Source organism: Vreelandella sp. ssv, from assembly GCF_059448525.1.
Genome location: NZ_CM182545.1, coordinates 3,231,590 through 3,251,296, shown reverse-complemented (window position 1 = coordinate 3,251,296; position 19,707 = coordinate 3,231,590). Strand labels below are relative to the sequence as shown.

Annotated in this window: 20 protein-coding genes; 14 read left to right on the top strand and 6 right to left on the bottom strand. The window is 53.4% G+C overall.

What is annotated here, in order from left to right; translation table 11 throughout:
- Positions 1 to 52: 52 nt before the first annotated feature.
- Positions 53 to 1,744 (bottom strand): L-lactate permease, encoded by a 1,692-nt coding sequence (locus AC5TBW_RS14750; protein WP_495509291.1) that lies wholly within the window; start codon positions 1,742 to 1,744, stop codon positions 53 to 55.
- Positions 1,745 to 2,114: 370 nt separating this feature from the next.
- Between AC5TBW_RS14750 and AC5TBW_RS14745 the strand changes: the two genes are divergently transcribed.
- The 3 genes from AC5TBW_RS14745 (at position 2,115) to AC5TBW_RS14735 (ending at position 4,134) form a co-directional block, all read left to right on the top strand.
- A complete protein-coding gene (locus tag AC5TBW_RS14745; protein ID WP_495509290.1) occupies positions 2,115 to 2,807 on the top strand; it encodes a glutathione S-transferase family protein in 693 nt (230 codons plus the stop codon).
- Between the two features lie 97 nt (positions 2,808 to 2,904).
- Entirely contained in the window at positions 2,905 to 3,594 is a 690-nt protein-coding gene (locus AC5TBW_RS14740; RefSeq protein ID WP_495509289.1) for a glutathione binding-like protein, read from the top strand.
- Between the two features lie 183 nt (positions 3,595 to 3,777).
- Positions 3,778 to 4,134: a phasin family protein gene (locus tag AC5TBW_RS14735; RefSeq protein WP_495509288.1), complete on the top strand. Its 357-nt coding sequence runs from the start codon at positions 3,778 to 3,780 to the stop codon at positions 4,132 to 4,134.
- An 89-nt stretch (positions 4,135 to 4,223) separates the two neighbouring features.
- Here AC5TBW_RS14735 and uraD read toward each other — a convergent pair whose 3' ends face one another.
- On the bottom strand, positions 4,224 to 4,763 hold the full coding sequence (uraD, locus tag AC5TBW_RS14730) for a 2-oxo-4-hydroxy-4-carboxy-5-ureidoimidazoline decarboxylase (protein ID WP_495509287.1): 540 nt from the start codon (positions 4,761 to 4,763) through the stop codon (positions 4,224 to 4,226).
- Positions 4,764 to 4,924: 161 nt separating this feature from the next.
- On the opposite strand from uraD, the gene uraH reads away from it, so the two are divergent.
- From uraH to AC5TBW_RS14715, 3 genes are read left to right on the top strand one after another with little or no spacing between them, the layout of a single operon-like run.
- Positions 4,925 to 5,278: a hydroxyisourate hydrolase gene (uraH, locus tag AC5TBW_RS14725; protein WP_495509286.1), complete on the top strand. Its 354-nt coding sequence runs from the start codon at positions 4,925 to 4,927 to the stop codon at positions 5,276 to 5,278.
- A gap of 15 nt (positions 5,279 to 5,293) precedes the next feature.
- Positions 5,294 to 6,496, top strand: coding sequence for a urate hydroxylase PuuD (locus AC5TBW_RS14720; protein ID WP_495509285.1), 1,203 nt, complete (start codon positions 5,294 to 5,296; stop codon positions 6,494 to 6,496).
- 18 nt (positions 6,497 to 6,514) lie between these two features.
- Positions 6,515 to 7,249, top strand: coding sequence for a GntR family transcriptional regulator (locus tag AC5TBW_RS14715; RefSeq protein ID WP_495509284.1), 735 nt, complete (start codon positions 6,515 to 6,517; stop codon positions 7,247 to 7,249).
- 382 nt (positions 7,250 to 7,631) lie between these two features.
- On the opposite strand, the gene AC5TBW_RS14710 is transcribed toward AC5TBW_RS14715, so the two are convergent.
- The 4 genes from AC5TBW_RS14710 to AC5TBW_RS14695 all read right to left on the bottom strand — a co-directional run bounded on the left by AC5TBW_RS14710 (position 7,632) and on the right by AC5TBW_RS14695 (position 12,659).
- On the bottom strand, positions 7,632 to 8,396 hold the full coding sequence (locus AC5TBW_RS14710; RefSeq protein WP_495509283.1) for a hypothetical protein: 765 nt from the start codon (positions 8,394 to 8,396) through the stop codon (positions 7,632 to 7,634).
- A 481-nt stretch (positions 8,397 to 8,877) separates the two neighbouring features.
- On the bottom strand, positions 8,878 to 10,347 hold the full coding sequence (locus AC5TBW_RS14705; RefSeq protein WP_495509282.1) for an NCS1 family nucleobase:cation symporter-1: 1,470 nt from the start codon (positions 10,345 to 10,347) through the stop codon (positions 8,878 to 8,880).
- Between the two features lie 29 nt (positions 10,348 to 10,376).
- Positions 10,377 to 11,735 (bottom strand): NCS1 family transporter, encoded by a 1,359-nt coding sequence (locus AC5TBW_RS14700; protein ID WP_280104429.1) that lies wholly within the window; start codon positions 11,733 to 11,735, stop codon positions 10,377 to 10,379.
- A gap of 168 nt (positions 11,736 to 11,903) precedes the next feature.
- A complete protein-coding gene (locus tag AC5TBW_RS14695) occupies positions 11,904 to 12,659 on the bottom strand; it encodes an aspartate/glutamate racemase family protein (protein WP_495509281.1) in 756 nt (251 codons plus the stop codon).
- Between the two features lie 320 nt (positions 12,660 to 12,979).
- On the opposite strand from AC5TBW_RS14695, the gene puuE reads away from it, so the two are divergent.
- The 8 genes from puuE (at position 12,980) to AC5TBW_RS14655 (ending at position 19,630) form a co-directional block, all read left to right on the top strand.
- Positions 12,980 to 13,918, top strand: coding sequence for an allantoinase PuuE (gene puuE, locus AC5TBW_RS14690; protein WP_495509280.1), 939 nt, complete (start codon positions 12,980 to 12,982; stop codon positions 13,916 to 13,918).
- Between the two features lie 22 nt (positions 13,919 to 13,940).
- The gene (locus AC5TBW_RS14685; RefSeq protein ID WP_495509279.1) at positions 13,941 to 14,816 is read left to right on the top strand and encodes a MurR/RpiR family transcriptional regulator; all 876 of its coding nucleotides are present in this window, start codon (positions 13,941 to 13,943) and stop codon (positions 14,814 to 14,816) included.
- A gap of 322 nt (positions 14,817 to 15,138) precedes the next feature.
- Positions 15,139 to 15,993 (top strand): transporter substrate-binding domain-containing protein, encoded by an 855-nt coding sequence (locus AC5TBW_RS14680; RefSeq protein WP_495509278.1) that lies wholly within the window; start codon positions 15,139 to 15,141, stop codon positions 15,991 to 15,993.
- 8 nt (positions 15,994 to 16,001) lie between these two features.
- Positions 16,002 to 16,679, top strand: coding sequence for an amino acid ABC transporter permease (locus AC5TBW_RS14675; protein WP_495509277.1), 678 nt, complete (start codon positions 16,002 to 16,004; stop codon positions 16,677 to 16,679).
- Entirely contained in the window at positions 16,676 to 17,332 is a 657-nt protein-coding gene (locus tag AC5TBW_RS14670; protein WP_495509276.1) for an amino acid ABC transporter permease, read from the top strand. The genes AC5TBW_RS14675 and AC5TBW_RS14670 overlap by 4 nt, the downstream gene beginning before the upstream one ends.
- The gene (locus AC5TBW_RS14665) at positions 17,313 to 18,041 is read left to right on the top strand and encodes an amino acid ABC transporter ATP-binding protein (protein ID WP_495509275.1); all 729 of its coding nucleotides are present in this window, start codon (positions 17,313 to 17,315) and stop codon (positions 18,039 to 18,041) included. The genes AC5TBW_RS14670 and AC5TBW_RS14665 overlap by 20 nt, the downstream gene beginning before the upstream one ends.
- A gap of 110 nt (positions 18,042 to 18,151) precedes the next feature.
- Positions 18,152 to 18,988: a bifunctional allantoicase/(S)-ureidoglycine aminohydrolase gene (locus AC5TBW_RS14660; protein ID WP_495509274.1), complete on the top strand. Its 837-nt coding sequence runs from the start codon at positions 18,152 to 18,154 to the stop codon at positions 18,986 to 18,988.
- Positions 18,989 to 19,141: 153 nt separating this feature from the next.
- The gene (locus AC5TBW_RS14655; RefSeq protein ID WP_495509273.1) at positions 19,142 to 19,630 is read left to right on the top strand and encodes an ureidoglycolate lyase; all 489 of its coding nucleotides are present in this window, start codon (positions 19,142 to 19,144) and stop codon (positions 19,628 to 19,630) included.
- Positions 19,631 to 19,707: the final 77 nt, after the last annotated feature.

Genomic DNA, 19,707 nt, shown 5'->3' with positions numbered 1-19,707 from the left:
CCTGGGGGTTTGCGTTTCTAGCGTCGTTATTACAGCCAGCGCTACTTCATGGTCACATTAACGGATCCGTTACGCCAATCACGTAGAACGCAATCAGGGCTATGGTGCCGGTAAAGATGAGGTAGTACAGCGTAGGCAAAATCGTCTTACGGATGGTGGCACCTTCACGGCCTAACAATCCGACCGTTGCCGATGCCGCGACCACGTTGTGGATAGCGATCATATTACCTGCCGCCGCACCGACTGCCTGGAGAGACACCATCATGGCTGTGGAAAGACCCAGGGTTTCAGCAACGCTGAACTGGAACTCGGCCAGCATCAGGTTGGATACCGTATTAGAGCCTGCGATGAAGGCACCCATCGCCCCGACTGCTGGGGCAAAGAAGGGATAAATACCCCCCACACCATCGGCCACAGCCTGAGCCACCATGACAGGCATCGAGACAAGATCTGCGCCATTGACACCGGAGTTGATCAATATGCGTACCATCGGCACGGTAAAGATCAATACGAAGCCCGCTCCAAAGATCGTTTTGGTCGACTCCGACACAGCCGCGCTGATTTTTTGTGGGTTCATACGGTGCAAGAAGTAGGTGACGATGACCACGGCCAGAATGATGCCGCCTGGCAGATAGAGAGGCTGAACGCCGCCACTGATGCCTGCTTCGCCGAGAATGTTAGTCCAGCTAAGATTGATAGAGGTCAGCGCGGCACGCAGAGGCTCGATCGTACGTGAAGCCACCAGGAACAGCGCCAACAGTACGTAAGGCACCCAGCCTTTAAAGGTCGACATCGGCGCTTTGCCCGCAACGTCATCCAGCTTGATTTGCAGGTTACCGATCCACTCGTCGGGCCAGGAGCTTTCTTCTGGAAAGTCCCAGGTGTCTTTAGGCAGCAGGAAGCCACGTTTGGCGGCCGGTACCACAATCGCCAGACCCACCATGGCACCAATCATCGACGGGAACTCAGGCCCCAGCAGCACGCCTACCAGCATGTAAGGCACGACAAAGCAGATGCCGGTAAAGATGGCGAAGGGGGTAATCGACAGCCCCTCTTTCCACGAACGGTTAGCACCAAAAAAGCGCACCATCACGGTGACAAGAATCAACGGCATTAAAATACCCACGATACCGTGAATAATCGCCACTTCGCTGGTGATTAGCTGAAAGAACACATCCCAACTGGAGCCGACTGAATCCAGCTGAGCGGTAATGCCAGCGCGATCCACGCCGCTACCTACGCCGACGACGATTGGCGTACCCACAGCACCGAAGGAAACCGGCGTTGATTGGATCATCATGCCAACGACCACCGCCGCAAGCGCCGGGAAGCCAAGAGCGACCATCAGTGGAGCGGCAACAGCGGCTGGTGTACCGAAGCCAGAAGCGCCCTCGATAAAGCAGCCAAACAGCCAGGCAACAATCAATGCCTGCACCCGGCGGTCCGGGCTAATGCCTGAAAAGCCGTTACGGATAGCGGTAATACCACCGGAATGCTTAAGCGTGTTAAGCAGCAGGATGGCGCCAAAGATGATCCACAGCAGGCCAGCGGTTTGGATCAGGCCTTGGATAGTCGACGCCGCGACACGGCTAAACGACATATCCCAAACGGTTAGGCCGATAATAGCGGCTGTCAGGAAGACGATAGGCATCGCAATCTTGGCAGGTATCTTAAACCCGATGAGTAAAATACCGGCCAACAGCAGCGGCAAGAAGGCCAGAAGTGCAAGTATCGTTTCATTCATGGAAGGAACTGCCCCTTGTTATTGATTTGGTATGCTCCGCAATTACCGACTGGCAGTTGTGTCGTCAGTCGGGTGTATGTGAAAGATACGTTTAGGCTAACCATATGACTACATTGGAGAATTGGTCTTACCACTTAAATGCTTGTTTGAGAGTATTTTTTATATGGCTATTATTATCTTATGTTTATGTTTTTAAATGGTTTTCTGGTTGATCATGGCAGGCCTAAAAGCGCTGAGTTATTAGACTAATAGACAGTACAGTTGCCAGCAAAAAGATCAGCACAGAACTGACTAGTTGCGTCGTCGCTGGCTAACGCTCATTGTTATCGGCTAAAGCCTTACTACGATCAACTACCCGGAGGTTATGGCAGTGGCAATGACTCTTTATGATCTGTGCGGCCGGGACGAACGGCTCCGCTTCTCACCTTATTGCTGGCGTGTGCGTATGGCGCTGGCCCATAAAGGCCTGGAATTCACCTCCGTGCCATGGCGGTTTCTCGATAAAGAAGCGTTGGAATTTGCCGACTACGACAAAGTGCCGGTGCTCTGTGATGGCGATAAAGTCGTCACCGACAGCTTTGAGATCATGCGCTATCTGGACAGCGCGTATCCGGAGGCACCCGTGTTGGGAGAAGGCATCAGCTATCAGCGGGCCTTACTGTTCAAATACTTCGTAGAGCGCAGTGTGAATCCGGCGCTATTCCGTATTATCGCCATGGATTTATTCGCAGCCGTACACCCTGATGACCGCGACTATTTCCGCACAACCCGTGAGGCGCGTTTTGGCTGCACGCTAGAAGAGTTTCATCAGCCTGAGCAGGGTAAACAGCAGCTCCGACAGGCGCTGGCACCGGTGCGTGACCTGCTGCGGGAGAGCGCATTTTTAGACGGTGACGCACCCGGCGGCTGCGACTATTTATTGTTCGGCAGTATGATGTGGGCTCATGTCGTATCATCACAAGCAGTAGTAGAGCCTGGCGACCCGGTAGACGAGTGGTTTAAACGCATGCTCAGCGTACACGATGGGGTGGCAAACACTGCCCTGACCGTGCGCGAGATATAAGGCGCCGTTGGCGGTTCATGCACGTACCGCCAACGGCATTTGGAAGGCTTGATAGGCTCATGATGAGTCTATCAATGTTTTCATCAAGGAGATGGCAATGATTGACCTGTATTACTGGACAACACCTAACGGCCACAAAATCTCCATCATGCTCGAAGAAGCCAAACTGGCGTATCGAGTGAAGCCGATTAACATTGGCCGAGGGGAGCAGTTTGATCCTGAATTTCTCGCTATCGCTCCCAATAATCGTATCCCTGCCATTGTGGATCACTCCCCCCAGGATGGCGGACAGCCGCTTTCGATGTTTGAGTCGGGCGCAATCCTAGAATACCTCGCCGACAAAAGTGGTCTTTTCTTGCCCCCTGCAGGCCGAGAGCGCTATATCGTGCTGCAGTGGCTACATTGGCAAATGGGCGGGCTAGGCCCGATGGCAGGCCAGAACCATCACTTTTGCCACTACGCGCCGCAAAAGATTGAGTACGCCATCGAGCGTTACGTGCGTGAAACCAATCGCCTTTACAGCGTGTTGGATCAGCGCTTGGCGCATCATACCTACGTGGGCGGCGATGATTACTCGATTGCCGATATGGCGATCTACCCTTGGATTGTTCCGTGGGAGAAACAGCGCCAGACATTAGAGGAATTTCCCGACCTGGAACGTTGGTTCGACATGGTAAAAGCGCGACCTGCGGTACGTCGTGCCTACTCGCTAATTGAAGAAGTAAATCCCCAAGCAGGCGAAGCGATGGACGAACAGGCACGTAAGCATCTGTTTGGAAACAGTTAGTAACTACTTACTCTAAGGGCCAATAAATATCTGCAAGTGAGCAAGCGCAGCATGGATGAAAAACCATGTTGCGCTGCACAAAAAGCACTGCTAGCTTTAAGTGCAGCAGAGGCTAAAGCCTGGCTAAAAAGAAAGCCTAATGAAGGCGATTTTAGATGCTAGCTCATACTTGGAGATATTAAGATGAATAAAGCGACTGACAAGACAACACAGCAGTTTGAATCCACTTTTGTTTCACCCATGCGTTCTTACACGCTAACAGCGCTTGATTACTATGATCAGCTGTTCAGCGCCCAGCTAGACGCAGCCCGTGCCTACTCGGACATGGCGATCGCGCAAGCGCGTACCTGGTTGGATGTGAAAGACGCCGACAGTTTCAAGAAAGCAATTGAAAGCCAGCAGAAAACGGCGAGTGATTTCATGGAGCGAGTAAAGGGTGACACCGAAAAAGTCACCTCCATCGGCCAAAGCTTTGCCGAAGATAGCCAGAAACAGGCAGAAGAAACCTCGAAAAACGTGGTCGAAAAAGCTAAGCAGTAAGTTAGCTTTAACCCGTGTGAAGCGCCGTGCCCCTCGAGGGCACGGCGTTTTTGTATACAATAATAGTCAGCTGAACGTGACTTCTAATGCTAACCCTTATTTGCTCGATCAATTAAACGAAAGCGCGCAATGCGGATAATTTGCTCAATCGCCGTTTGTCGTTCGGTGGCTGGGTCGTTGTTCAGGCGCTCTTCAAAGGCAGCTAAAATGGCATGCCGATCTAGCCCTTTAACGGCAATCACAAAAGGAAAACCAAATTTTTCCTTGTACGCCGCATTAAGCATCTCAAAGCGCGCAAACTCATCGGGGCTGCACTGATCGAGCCCGGCACCTGCCTGTTCGCGGGTTGAATCTTGAGTGAGCTCACCTGCCATCGCGGCTTTGCCTGCCAAATCTGGGTGCGCCTGAATCACGCTGATTTGCTGTTCGCTGCTAGCCTGCTGCAACATAAGCCCCATCAGCTCGGCTAATGCGTCGGGTGTATCATGGGTTTCAGTCAGGCCGTGCTGCCAGGCTGCTTCGGCCACCCAGGGCGAGTGCTCATAAACATCCCCATAGTGATGAGTCAGCATTTCCAGGCTGCACTTGCTAGGTGCGGGTGAAAGCAGTAACGGTTGCGGTGTGGGCACTGTAACGCTCCTAAGCAGGTAAGTTTTTACGCCATACGTGGTTCAAAGCAAACGTGGCGCTAAAAAGTAGGGTTTTAATTACTGTATACAATAAATATCAGTAACGGTACTCTTTGACCAATAGGTCAAGCAACGTCATCAATAATCAACAAGGAGCGGCTATGGGGCGTTTAACCACCCACGTACTGGATACCGCCAAAGGCCAGCCCGGTCAGGGAATTACCATTGAAGTGTTTCGCCTTACCGGGAGCAATCGCCAGCATCTGAGTACTGTGGTCACCAACAGCGACGGACGTTGCGATGCACCTATTCTGGAAGGTGATGCGCTCACACCAGGAGAGTACGAGCTGGTGTTCCATGCCGGTGACTACCTTCGTGCCCAAGGCGTTGAAGCTGCCGAGCCGCGCTTTTTAGACGTTATCCCACTGCGCTTTGGCGTCGCCGATGCCAGCCAGCACTACCATGTGCCGCTACTCCTCTCGCCCTATGGCTACTCAACTTACCGCGGTAGCTGATAGGGGACTTCCGTTATGCAAGCGTACCTAATCGATTTCGTTAATTTGCTGCTGCGCTGGCTGCATGTGATTGCGGCTATCGCCTGGATCGGTGAGTCGATCTATTTTGTAATGCTGGATAATAGCCTACGCACACCGAAGGCTGAGGAAGACCGCGAGAAGGGCGTGTTTGGTGAAATGTGGTCGGTGCATGGCGGCGGTTTTTACCACAACCAGAAGTATGCCACCGCGCCTGCCAAGCTCCCCAATGATCTGCACTGGTCATTCTGGAAAGCCTATACCACCTGGCTTTCCGGCTTTGCGCTGTTTGTGATTCTCTACATGGTCAATCCGGGCTTCTATCTGGTAAACCCCAATAGCCCCTGGGAGTGGGCTGCCAACATGACCGGCTGGCAGGCCAACGTGCTGGCGCTGGCATTCTTGCTGGGCGGCTGGGTGGTTTATAACGAGCTGTGTAAGCGCATTAGTCCCAATATGGATCGCGACGGCCTGCTCAGCATCGCGGTTGCCGTGATGATGGTGGTCGTTGCCTACCTGAGTACGCAAATGTTTACCGGCCGCGCCGCCTTCCTACTCACGGGTGCCGTCATGGCGACGGCGATGTCGGCCAACGTCTTCTTCTGGATTATTCCCGGCCAGCGCCGCATGGTAAAAGCCATGAAGGCGGGCAATGCCCCCAATCCTTTGGATGGCAAACGCGGCAAGCAACGCTCGGTACATAACACCTACTTCACGCTACCGGTCGTGTTGCTGATGGTGAGTAATCACTACTCCTTTATTTACTCCCATGAGCTTGCCTGGGTGGTGATGGTGCTGTTTATCTTTGCCGGTGCCTTGATCCGTCAGTTCTTTGTATTGATGCATGCAGGCAAAACCCAGCCCGCCTATCCCGCCTTTGGGGTAGGGCTTATTCTGTTAGCGTTTTGGGTGGCCGCACCGAGTACTTCGTCGCCGAGTGGCAATGAAGGCGCGGAAGGGCCGCCAGACCAGGCGAAAATTACCGGTTTGATTGAGCAGCACTGTGTTCAGTGCCACGCTCGCAACCCCGAGCATGCCGGTTTTTCAGCACCGCCCGCCGGGATTGCTTTCAATAGCTGGGATGAAATTCTGGGCCAGAAAACACAGATTCAGCAGGTCGTAGCCAGCCGCTATATGCCGTTAGGCAATATGACCAACATGAGCGATGAAGAGCGCGATATCATTGCCGCTTGGGAGTAATCATCAGAGAGGCTAGCTATGAGTGATGCGCAGGCGCCGGAAAAGCGGCGCGCTCCTGCTAAAGAAGCTAAAAATAGCAAAGAGGGCGATGAGCGCCACGAGGCCATCTATCGCTCCGTGAGCGATGCCATTGTCGAGCAGCGCTTAAAGCCCGGCGCACGGCTGCGCGAAGATGCGCTGGCGGACGTATTTGGCATTAGCCGCACCGGTATTCGGAAAATCCTCCAGCGCTTGGCCCTGGAGCAGTTAGTCACGCTAACACCACGCCGTGGCGCCAGCGTCACCCGGCCCACCGCCGATGAAGCCAAAGACGTATTCGATGCCCGCCAATTGATCGAGTGCGGACTGATGCCCGATGTAGCGCGGCGCATGGGCGAAAAAGAAGCGGCGGAGCTGCGCGAAATGGCCCGCCAGGAGCGCCAAGCGCTGCGCAGCGGCCAACAGAGCGTCGCCATCCGGCTATCAGCCGATTTTCACGTGCGCCTGGCGCAGCTTTCAGGCAACGCCACCCTGGCGGAGTTTGTCGAACGGCTCTGCTCGCGCTCATCGCTAATACTCGCCGTCTACGGCCATCGCGGCCACTTAGGCTGCGAATCCCACGACCACGACGACCTGATCGGCTACCTTGAAACAGGCAACGGTGAGCGCGCCAAAGCCTTTATGAGCCGCCACTTGAAAGCTATCGAAGCCTCGCTATCGATGGTCGAAGAGGAGGAGAATGTGCCTGATTTGCAGCAGATATTTGGGGGTTGAGGTTGATGGCTCAAGCTGCAGCTTGTTGGGTGATACACTCCAGAATACATCCTATTCATGTTCATACTTAGGCTGGACGGGACGCTAGATAGGGTGATCTCCGCCCACGACACGCACTGAAAAGAGCGTGCTGTTTAAGGGCAAGCTCAAAAAAGGTGCCTGTGTTTAAAACTGAGATTAAAGAAAGAGGATTTTTAGACTCCCATGATTTCTCAGACTATTTGGACTCTAGCCAAGCACAACTTGCCTAGCCTCTTTCTTGAAGCTGAGGTGCTAACGCCCGGCTCACCAGCGGCCAAAACGGAGCGGATTTTGTGATAAGGTGGAGCACAGCGAAACCACAAAAACCGCGTAGGATTGGGTGTCTGAGTGAAGCCGATTGTTAGTTGTGTTTTGGTAATGATTCAAATTCATTTTTGATTCTCTCTTTAGCGTCAGCTTTAAAGTTTTCATTTCTCAACCGGATAAAGCCTTCGGGATTTTTTTCACAATGATAATGATGATGCCTCATCCTTAACTCTTCCTTCTCTTTAGCTATTTCAGCCTCTGACTTTTCCTTTCGCCCCGTCATCAACAAATATTCTTGATAAGCTTTCCAAAAACTATAAAGAAGAGCAATTACCGCTATCCAAGTTGGGCTAATAAATTCCAATATAGCGATGAATGCGGGAACAAATACTGCCCAAATCAATATAATAATTTTAAGCCGACGCATGGGTTTAATTGATTCAAACGCGGACTCAGTGACCTCGTCTTGGGTTCTATGCCCAATATCACTATACACAGACAATAAGTAGTCGGCATCTAACGTCTCTGTAGGAAAAGCACTGTCAGGAAGAGAATCCCAATGTATATCAAATGAACCTCCGTTCTTTAGCGCAGTTAGATACCTTTGTCCATTTTCGTTTCTCAGATCAATCATTCTTCCATGTTCATCGAGCGCCCACGCCATTAATGAAACTGGGTATCTTCGCACCCATTTCATAGCATGCTTCTCTAAGTCGGAAATTACAGCATCTGCTCGCACATCCCCCAAATAGGTAATTCGAAGCGTTGCAAATAGGAAACCATTCAAAGGAGGGCGATACTCGACGAACAGTGTATCGTATTTTTCCTTTACAGAATCAAAGTACAACTTACTATTCATCGAACTATCCTATTGGTGCAAACAACTAACAGTTTATTCATAAGCATGCGTGTTTTCCTTGCAAGCCAAAATCCATTAATAAGAAACAAGTATCTGATATGAAATGGAAATACTCACCTTATCCCGCTAAAGGCTGCCAGAAATATGCGCATGCGCATAAGCATACCAGGTCACTTTTTTAACTTGCGCATAAACATACATAATCTTTTTATAACTTATTGTTTTTAGTTATTTTAATGAAATGCTATCCAGAAAAATGAGCACACGTTCCATGGAGCCTACCAGACAAACGCGCACTACAGATCGAAAATATCTCATTCCGCTGAGTTTTGATACCGCAAAATACGTTACTTGGTAGCGCCATGGGTGGATGCAAATAAGTTCCCAATTGGTTACGCCAGCCCGTGACCAAAAAAAGCGCCATCGGCAAAACCGATGGCGCTTGTATTTGCTTCTAATCAGCTATTTACGGTCAGCTTGTCTACTGCTGAGCCAACGCAGGCGCAGCCTTAAACTGCCGCATCAAGCCGTAGTAGAACAGCCCACCCAATCCTGCACCAATAAGCCAGCCGTAGCCTCCAAGCGCGGATAGCGCGGGTACTAATACCGTAGAGAGCGAGAACAGCGCCGCGACGCCAAAGGCGATAAGGGCGCGGGTGTTCCAGCCGTTTACGTAGTAGTAGGCGCTGCCCGGCGCTGATGAGAACAGCTCCTGCATGTTCAAGTGCTGACGCTTAATCAGGTAGTAATCGACCACGATAATGCCGTAGAAGGGCGCGACGATGGCGCCGAGTGCATTTACAAAGCCGGGAACGCCAATCTGGCTGATCACTGAAAGCCATAGTGCGCCGACAAAGAACGCGATTACCGCGGTAATCAGGCCGCCCATCTTGAAGCTGATTTTGCTGGGAAACAGGTTGGCCAGATCGTAGGCGGGTGGAATGAAGTTGGCGACCAGATTGATGCCCACCGTGGCGGCAAAGAAGGTGAGGGCGGCGATAATCGTCAGCGGCAGTGAATCGACCCGCTCAACGATATCGGCGGGGTTTGTCAGCGCTTCGCCAAATAGCACCAGGGTGCCAGCGGTAATAATCAACGCGATAAATGAGAAGAATGCCACGTTCAGCGGCAAGCCCAGCAGGTTGCCTAGCTTCATCTGGCGCTCGGTTTTTACAAAACGGGTGAAATCGCCGAAGTTGATCACCACCGCCGCGAAATACGCCACCATGGTGCCGACAATCGCCATAAAGGCGGCGATAGAGCTACCGCTGGTGTCAGTGCCACCGCTGAAAATGGTGCCAATGGCGGGGATCAGCTCACTGCCCGCCTGATACCAGACAATGATCATCAGCACCAACATCACCACGTAGACCAGCGGGCCCGCCCAGTTAAGGAAGTGTTTAATACGCTCAATGCCTTGCCAGAAGATCGCGATCTGAAACAGCCACACAATCACAAACGATACCCAGGCTACGCCGGAAAGCCCCAGAAAGGTGCTGCCGCTGCCTGCACCTACAAAGGCGGTAATGAGGAGTGTGACGGCGGTAGAAGCGAAGTAGGTCTGCACGCCGTACCAGAAGATCCCCACGATGGCGCGCAGCATCGCGGGTAGGTTCGCGCCGCGTACGCCCATGCTGGCGCGCACCATGACGGGGAATGGAATGCCGTATTTAACGCTGGGTTTACCGGTGAGGTTGACCAGGAACATCACGATCACGCCCGCCAGAATAATCGCCGCCATCACCGCCCAGCCGTTCAGGCCGTAGGTTAAAAACAGTGAAGCCGCCAGGGTGTAACCAAACAGGCTCTGGATATCGTTAGACCAAACGTTAAATATCTCAAACGCGCCCCAGTTACGATCCTGGGGTTTAAGCGGCGCGAGATCTTCATTATAGAGCGTGGGATCAATGTGCTTAATATCCAGGTCACTCATGTCGTTGCTCTCTTTCATCTTATTAGCTCTTCGGTTGGCAAATGGAGTTACTGACTAAAGCGCTGGCAGGGAGCCCAGTACTTCATGAGTAGGTAGTAGGTAACACCGGCGGGGATCAGGCTGGCGTACCACGAGATCGCCGAGAAAGAGAGCGCCGCCACAATGCCAATCGCGGTAGCGATGAACGCGGCTAGGTTCACACCCTGGTAGGGGCCGTTGGCGTCATAAAGCTTGTCGATATCCAGCGTGCGGCGGCGAATGACGTAATAATCGACCACTAGAATGGCGAAGATGGGGCCTAAAAAGGCGGAGTAAGTTTGCACAAACAGCTGTAAGCCTGCCGCAGAGCCGGGCTGCACCAGTTTCCAGGGGAAGGTGGCGAAGGCCAGCAAGCCAACGATCACCGTGGCGACCGAGAACTTGATCTTGAATACGTCCATTAGCACGTAGGTCGGTGGTACCACGTTGTTGAGTACGTTGGTGGTGACCTGGGCGAAGGCGATGAACAGCAGGGTGGTCATTAACAGCGGGGTGTTGTCGACGGCGTTGGCAAACACCTGGATAGGGTCGGCGGTGCCGGTAGCTTGCGAGACCATGTAGCCGATCAAGCCCATAAACAGCGTGCAGGGCAGAATCGACATGGCGTAAATGGTGGTCAGCAGGCTTTGGGCGGTGCCCTTTTTATGCTCGCGGGAGTAGTCGCTAACATTGAGCATCATGGTGCTGTAAATGCCCAAAAACAGCATGGTCGCGCCCCAGAACGGCATGCCCCAGGAGCCTTCCATGGTCAGCAAGCTGGCGGAGAGCTCATCGCCATAGCGCTGCACCGTGGCGTAAAACATATACACCAGCGAGGCTAGGATAAAGGCGCTGCCGATATTCTCTAACCACTTGATGCCCTGGAAACCCATTACCGACAGGCCAATTTGCAGAAACTGGAAGGTAATAAAGTAGAAGATCAGGTTGTCGAAACCGAACAGGGTAGCCGACACCATATTAAGTGCTCCGGCACCAATCCAGCTTTGAAAGCCGTACCACACTACCGCCGGAACCGCGCGCACCAGGCCCGGTAAGCGCGTGCCGGTAAAGCCGAAGGCACTGCGCGCCTGCACCATAAACGGAATGCCGTATTTGTAGCCCGCGGCCCCGTTAATGGCCAGGGCAATCCCGATTACAAAGCAGCCGATGGCAATGGCTAGGGTGGCTTGTAACAGGTTCAGGGTGCCGACCACGCTTGAGCCCATGGCAAAGGTGCCGATGGAAACGCAGCCGCCAAACCAGGCCAGAAAGTAGGAGCCGCGCCCCATAATCCGGGTCTGTTGAGGGGCCAGGCTTTCTGCCCCGAGTGCTTTTGATCCAGCATCGGATCGTTCTTCTGACGCAAGAGCCGAGGGTGATGCGCTCATGATGTCGTCCTCGCAAGATTATCGGTTTTTATTAATCCCCGATTAGGTATCGGGAAACGCTTGCGGCGTGGCGTGCTAATGGACGTACTGTTTTTTAAATACAGTTTTTAAATTCTATTTAAGCTATTGTTATTAAATGTTTTTGAGTCGTTATTGTTTTTTCAGATGTCAGGGCTTAAACGGTAGCGCAAGATCCGAGAGTTCAGAAAACTTACCGGTGAAGGCTTTGGGGCGTGGGTAGGCAAGATCGCCATGCTTACTGGTATGCAGCCCTAAACTGACCAACGACTCCGCTAGTTTCAGCGCTGCGGTGACACCTTCGACGACCGGCAGGCCCACTTCGCGGCTGATTTGCTGGGTCAAGTTGGCCATACCGCCGCAGCCTAAAACGATGGCGCCAATACCATCTTCATCTCTTGCGCGGCAGCACTCTTCCACAATGCGTTTGAACGCCGCGTCAGGGTGATGCTCCAGATCCAATACCGGGATCTCCGCGGCGCGTATACGGCGGCAGTGGTGGCTAAAGCCGTACTGCTGAAGCAGATGCTCGGCGATAATGCCGGTGCGGCCCAGGGTCGTGACGATGGAAAAGCGGGTACTTACCAGTGTGGCGATATGAAACGCCGCTTCAGCGATACCGATGACCGGCGCAGTGGTTAACTCCCGCGCTGCAAGCAAACCGGGGTCACCGAAACAGGCAACTATATACGCATCGATGCCGCCTTCGCGCTCGCCCTTCAGGACTTCTTCGGCCACCCCTACCGCACTGATCACTTCGTCGAAATGGCTCTCGATTGAAACCGGGCCAGCCTCCGGCTGTGAAGCACTCACCGTGGTGCCTGCACCTGCCTGTTGCTGCGCTGCCTGATGAATAGCAGCGGTCATCGAGGCCGTGGTGTTGGGGTTAATAATTCGTATATGCACGTTAAATAATCCGCATGTAAACAATATAACTTTTCTTGTATACAAAAATAGGGCGGTTTCTAACGAGACGCAAGGGTCTAACCACGAATACACGACCAAAGTGATAGGCTAAGCGCTTGACCAATCGTTCAGGATTCAATGGCTTAACAGTTCTAACAGTGAGAAAGAGTATTGGTGTCAGAGGATTAGCGACCGGCTGCGTTGCGGTACGCTATTAATGCCGCTATTTTGTATACAAATAATGAGTTGCCGCACTGGCATTGCTCACCGCAGTAGAGGCTAACCCGTGCTGGCCAGGAATATGACCGAAGGAGATAACAATGTCGTCCTCATCCAAGCTGCATTACCCACGCGATTTGATCGGTTACGGCCGCAATCCGCCTCATGCTAACTGGCCCAATAAAGCGAAAATTGCCGTTCAGTTTGTGCTCAACTACGAGGAGGGCGGCGAGAACTGCGTGTTGCACGGCGACTCAGGCTCCGAGCAGTTCCTATCGGAAATCATCGGCGCCCCGACTTATCCTGATCGCCATTTGAGCATGGAGTCGATCTACGAGTACGGCTCCCGCGCTGGGGTGTGGCGTATTCTGCGCGAGTTTGAAAAACGTGATTTACCGCTCACGGTGTTTGGCGTTGCCATGGCGCTGGAGCGCAATCCCGATGTGGCGATGGCCTTTAAAGAGCTGGGCCACGAGATTGCCTGCCACGGCTACCGCTGGATTCATTATCAGGAAGTGCCCGAGCATATTGAGCGGGAGCATCTACAGCAGGCCATGGAGATTTTTCAGCGCCTTTACGGCGAAAAACCCCAAGGCTGGTACACCGGTCGCGATAGCCCTAATACCCGGCGCTTGGTGCTAGACGAAGGCGGCTTCCTTTACGATAGCGATTACTACGGCGACGACTTGCCTTTTTGGACGCAGGTGACGGATAGTCAAGGCGGTGACCACAACCATCTGATTGTGCCCTACACGTTGGACAGCAATGATATGCGCTTTGCCGCGCCGCAAGGTTTCAACACTGCGGACCACTTCTTTACCTACCTGCGCGATGCCTTTGATGTACTTTACGCAGAAGGGGAGGAGGCGCCCAAAATGCTCTCAATAGGCATGCACTGCCGTTTGCTGGGTCGCCCCGGACGTTTTCGCGCCCTGCAACGCTTTTTGGATTATATCGAAACCCACGACCGCGTTTGGGTGGCCCGGCGGGTTGATATTGCCCGTCACTGGGCGGAACACCACCCGGCGCCAACGCGCTAATCAAGTCGCTTAATAGGATGCTATGACGCCGCATATCGGACAGCGGATTACCGCCCAGTTTGACGCGCTAACTGCCCAGGAGCAGCGGGTGGCGAGCTTTATCCTCGATCACTTTGATGATCTCGCGGTGTACAGCGCCGCTGATTTGGCGCGTTTGACCGGGGTATCCAAATCGACGGTCAGCCGCTTGTTCAAGCGCTTGGGGTTTGAAAGCTACCGCACCGTTAAAGACCACGCCCGCCAGCTACGTAACCTGGGTGTGCCTTTGGTGATCGACGCTAACGCCATGCAGGAAGAGGCCGGCGCGCCATTCCAGCGCCATTTGCAGCGGGAGCAGGATAATCTGCAGCGCTGCTTAAACGGCATCGTGGCGGATCAATTTGCGGCACTGATCGAACGGTTGGATAGCGCGCGTCATGTGGTCGTGATCGGTTTTCGTAACAGCTACCCTTTAGCGCTACATTTTCGTCAGCAGCTGATTCAGGCGCGCACCCAGGTGCGCGTGGTGCCTCACCCAAACCAGTCGTTAGCGGAAGAGATTGTCGATCTCACCGAGCAGGACGTGGTGGTGCTGTTTGGTTTTCGCCGCCGTCCAGCGGCCTTTGCTTCGCTGATCGATTCACTTGAGCGCTCACCTGCCAAGGTGGCCTTACTGGCTGACCCCACCGCGGTAAATTTCGCCTCACAGGTAACGTGGTTTTTTGAAACACCGCTGGAAAGCCTCTCCGCCTTCGATAGCTACGCCGCTGCCAATAGCCTGATCTGCCTGATTGCCAACGGCTTATTGCATCGGCGCCTTGCTGAAGGTCGAGAGCGCATCAGCGCGATCAGCGGTGTATATGCCGACCTTAGTGAATTGGAAGCGCCAACCATGAGCGTAGATTGGAGTGCTCAATAAGCTAGACCTCCTTTCATGGTGCATTCTGTCCTGTTGAGGGATAAAAACTGCACCAACACATTGCATCTCTCTTCTTTTTTACCTCCTTCTCAATGCGGCAATCGCTGCGTTGTGCCTTCGCGCGTCCGCTAAGATGTTGTTCTGAAAAACGTTCACCAATTTTGGTATCGCTGTTGCTATTAGGTGGATAGGTGAAACGAAAGTTTCTTTATAAGGTTTTATGCAACAAAGCTTTCACTCGCTCTGCATCCCTTGCTCATTCCATTGCGGCTATTCGCTGAACAACATGCCCTTGTCAGGCTGCCCTTGTTAGGAGAACACCATGAAATCGCTATCGCACTGCTTCAATTCCTCTTTATCTAGTAAATTCAAACACCTACAGGCCAGTGTGCTAGCCACTGGCCTGAGTGCCGCGGTTGCCCTCGGTGCTATTACCACTAGCCCAAACGTTCAGGCAGATGCGCTAGAAGCTATCGAGTCCCGCGGTACTATCCGGGTAGCCGTGCCGCAAGATTTTCCACCGTTTGGCTCGGTAGGCACTGACCTGCAGCCGCGCGGTTACGATATTGATATGGCCCAATACCTCGCTGACGAAATGGGTGTAGAGCTGGAAATTATCCCCGTCACCAGCGCTAACCGTATTCCCTATTTGCAGACCGGTCAGGCGGACCTGGTGATCTCCAGTCTGGGTAAAAATCCTGAGCGCGAAGCGGCGATTGATTTTTCTGATGCCTACGCGCCGTTCTTCCTAGGGGTGTTCAGTGCCGATGCGGATGAAAGCGTGGAGGGGCCAGAAGGCTTGGCCGATAAAACCATCGGGGTAACCCGCGGTGCCGTGGAAGATATGGAGCTTTCCAATATTGCCCCGGACTCCACGACGGTGCAGCGCTTTGAAGACAACGCCACCACCATTTCGGCCTTTCTTTCCGGGCAGGTCGATTACGTCGCCACCGGTAACGTCGTCGCTGCCGAAATCGCCGAGCGCAATAGCGACCGTGCGCCCTCATTGGTTTACCAGCTCAAAGATTCACCCTGCTATGTAGGTATGAATAAAAACGAGCCAGCGCTAATGGAAGAAGTGAATCGCCTGATTGCCCAGGGTCTGGAAGATGGCACCTTGAATGAAATGTCCCAGCGCTGGTTTAGTGCCGACCTGCCTGAAAACTTCGGTAGCTGAGGGTCGACATGGGGCCAACACTCGATTTTCTCACCCTGTTGCCCTACGTCAGTGAGCTTCTCAAAGGATTTACCACCACGGTCATTTTGACCGTGGTGACGACCTTAACGGGATTGTCGCTGGCAGTGGCGGTAGTATATTTACGCGTGAATGCACAGCCATGGGTGCGCTGGGGGCTAGGCGGCTACGTCGAGGTAACCCGCAACACACCCTTCATCGTGCAGCTATTCTTTATCTTCTTCGGGCTACCGGGGCTCGGCATCAAAATTGATGCCATCACCGCGGCGTTCATTGCCATGACGCTCAACCTGGCCGCTTACAGTGCCGAGATTCTACGCGCCGGGATTAGCGCCACGGCCAAGGGGCAGCTGGAAGCCGGGCGGGCATTGGGCATGACCACGTTGCAAAGCTTTCGCCATGTCGTGTTGGTGCCTGCCTTTGCGCGCGTTTACCCCGCACTCATTAGTCAGTCGATCATTGTGATGCTGGGTTCTGCGGTGGTGTCGCAGATTTCGGTTTTTGATCTGACCTACGCCGCTAACTTTATCCAGTCCCGCAACTTTCGCAGCTTTGAAGTCTACCTGCTGATCACGCTGGTCTATTTGCTCCTCGCCTTCGGCATGCGGCGTAGCTTTATGCTGGTGGGCAAGCGCGTATTCGCCTATCAGCAAGGAGAACAACGATGATTGAGTTCACCTTCTGGGACATTCTGCGCAACCTGCTGCTGGCAACCCGCTGGACCATTGTTCTTTCACTGATTGCCTTTGCAGGCGGTGCGACGGTGGGGCTGTTACTGACCTTTATGCGTCTCTCCAGCAATCGCTGGCTGCAGCGCTTAACGTCACTTTATGTTGACTTGTTCCAGGGCACGCCGCTGTTGATGCAGCTGTTCTTGATCTTCTTTGGCGCTGCCGCCATGGGCCATCCGATCTCTGCCTGGCTGGCGGCTTCCATCGCACTGACGCTGTTCACCAGTGCTTTCCTATGTGACATCTGGCGCGGTTGTTTAGAGGCGGTGGCCAAAGGGCAGTGGCACGCATCGAGGGTGCTGGGCATGAACTACTTCCAGACCATGCGCCATGTCATTCTGCCTCAGGCGCTGCGGCTTTCGATTCCGCCCACGGTGGGTTTCTCGGTACAGGTCATCAAAGGCACGGCGCTGGCCTCCATCATTGGTTTTGTCGAGCTGACCAAGGCGGGCACCATGCTCAATAACGCCACCTTCGAACCCTTCACCATCTTTGCCCTTGTGGCCCTTCTTTACTTCGCGCTGTGCTATCCACTTTCCTGCTATGCGCGCTATCTGGAGAAAAAGCTCTATGACGCTGGTTTACGTTAATAACCTTCATAAAGCCTTTGGCGACCTGGAAGTGCTTAAAGGTATCAATTTGTCGGTTGCGGAAGGCGAAGTGGTGGCGATTATTGGTCGCAGCGGCTCGGGTAAAAGCACCCTGCTGCGCTGCCTGAATCAGCTGGAAAAACACGACAGCGGCGAGATCACCATTGCCGATAAGCAGCTCGATGCGGCGTCGATGTCGCCCAAAGAGCTGAGTGAAAACGTCGGCATGGTATTCCAAAGCTTTAACCTGTTTCCCCATAAAACCGTGGGTGAAAACGTCTGTTTGGCGCCGCTGGTAGTGCGTGGTGAAGAGAAAGCTGACGTCGATAAAATTGCCCGCGAAGTGCTTGAGAAAGTCGGCCTCTCGGACAAATACGATGCCTACCCGGCGCAGCTTTCCGGTGGGCAGCAGCAGCGAGTCGCCATTGCTCGGGCGCTGGCCATGCGCCCCAAAGTGATGCTCTGCGATGAGGTGACGTCTGCCCTTGACCCAGAGTTGGTCGGAGAAGTGCTGCGCGTGCTGGAAGCCTTGGCAGCCGAGGGCATGACGCTGATTCTGGTCACCCACGAGATGAGCTTTGCTCGTGATGTGGCTGACCGCGTGGTGTTTATGCACCAGGGGCGCATCCATGAAGAGGGCGCTCCCAGCGACCTGTTCAGCAACCCACAAACGCCCGAGTTGAAACAGTTTATTTCTGCCGTGCTCTAGTCTTTTTAGACGACAAAGCCTAGCGTAATATTGTATACAAGAATGAATACATAGAGCTGTCGTAAAGGCAGCCGACCAACACGCCACGCTTAACGATAAAGGGAGAAATAATGACAACCAATAGTCGCTCGGCTAACTACTATGCCCCCACCGGCGGGCATCCACCGCAAACCCAAATTACCGCTGATCGCGCCGTATTTACCGAAGCCTATGCGCTGATCCCCAAAGGGGTGATGCGCGATATCGTCACCAGCAATCTGCCGTTTTGGGAAGGCACTCGCCTGTGGGTGCTGGCGCGGCCGCTATCGGGGTTTGCCGAGACGTTCTCCCAGTACATTATGGAAGTCCAGCCCCAAGGCGGCAGTGATAAGCCCGAGCCAGACTCCCAGGCGGAAGGGGTGCTGTTTATTGTGGAAGGTGAGTTAACGCTTACTTTATCGAGTGAGCGCCACACTATGCAGCCCGGCGGCTATGCGTTTATTCCCCCCGGCAGCAAATGGCAGGTGCGCAACGAATCTAACGCGCCGGTGCGTTTCCATTGGGTCCGCAAGGCGTATGAGTTTGTCGAAGGGCTTGAGGTACCAAAGGCGTTTGTCACCAATGAACAGGATATTGCTCCCATTGAAATGCCCGGTACCGAAGGGCGCTGGGCGACCACGCGCTTTGTCGACCCTGCAGACGTTCGCCACGATATGCATGTCAATATCGTGACCTTTCAGCCCGGCGGCGTGATTCCTTTCGATGAAACCCATGTCATGGAGCATGGCCTTTACGTGCTCGAAGGCAAGGCGGTTTATCACCTGAATCAAAACTGGGTAGAAGTAGAAGCCGGGGACTTCATGTGGCTACGCGCCTTCTGCCCCCAGGCCTGCTACGCCGCTGGCCCAGGGCCGTTTCGGTATCTGCTGTATAAAGATGTTAATCGCCATCCTTCTCTTCGCCTGTAAAAACTGGCTGCGCTCGGTCATACGGCGTTAAAAATTGGCTCAAAATGCTCATTTACACCAGTAAACTCCGCTTTTTCGCCAATTTTTGCCTTATCTGACCATCGCTCGCTGCGTTTTTACGCGGCGAAGGGTAAATGTTTTAGGAATTATAAAATGCTAGAACTAAAAGCCGAGCCGCTAACGGCTGAAGCCTTTGCTCCTTTTGGCGACGTGATGGATGCACGTACGTCAGCGTCGTTTCCCATCAACGCCGGGCGTACCCAGCGTCATCATGATCTGGCCAAGGTGGAAACCGTGGGCGAAAACGCCCACACGCTGATTAATATCTTCGTGAGCCAACCGATTACACTACCGCTGGAGCTCACCTTTCTAGAGCGCCACCCTCAGGGCAGTCAGGCCTTTATGCCGCTTCATCAGGAGCGCTTTATTGTCGTGGTGGCGCCACCCGGTGAACACATCAACCCAGAGGACGTTCGAGCCTTTGTCACCGATGGCCGCCAAGGGGTGAATTATCGCGCGGGCACCTGGCACGCCATTCAATCGGTGCTAGAGCGGGAAGGCGAATTTTTGGTAGTGGATCGCGGCGGCGATGGCAATAATTGCGATGAGTTTCCTCTAGCGATCACGGTGACATTGAAATAACCCGTGCCGAATGTGTTGCACTGCTGTCATATCTCACGCGTTAAACTGATAAGCTAGGGTGATGAAATAAGGTCACT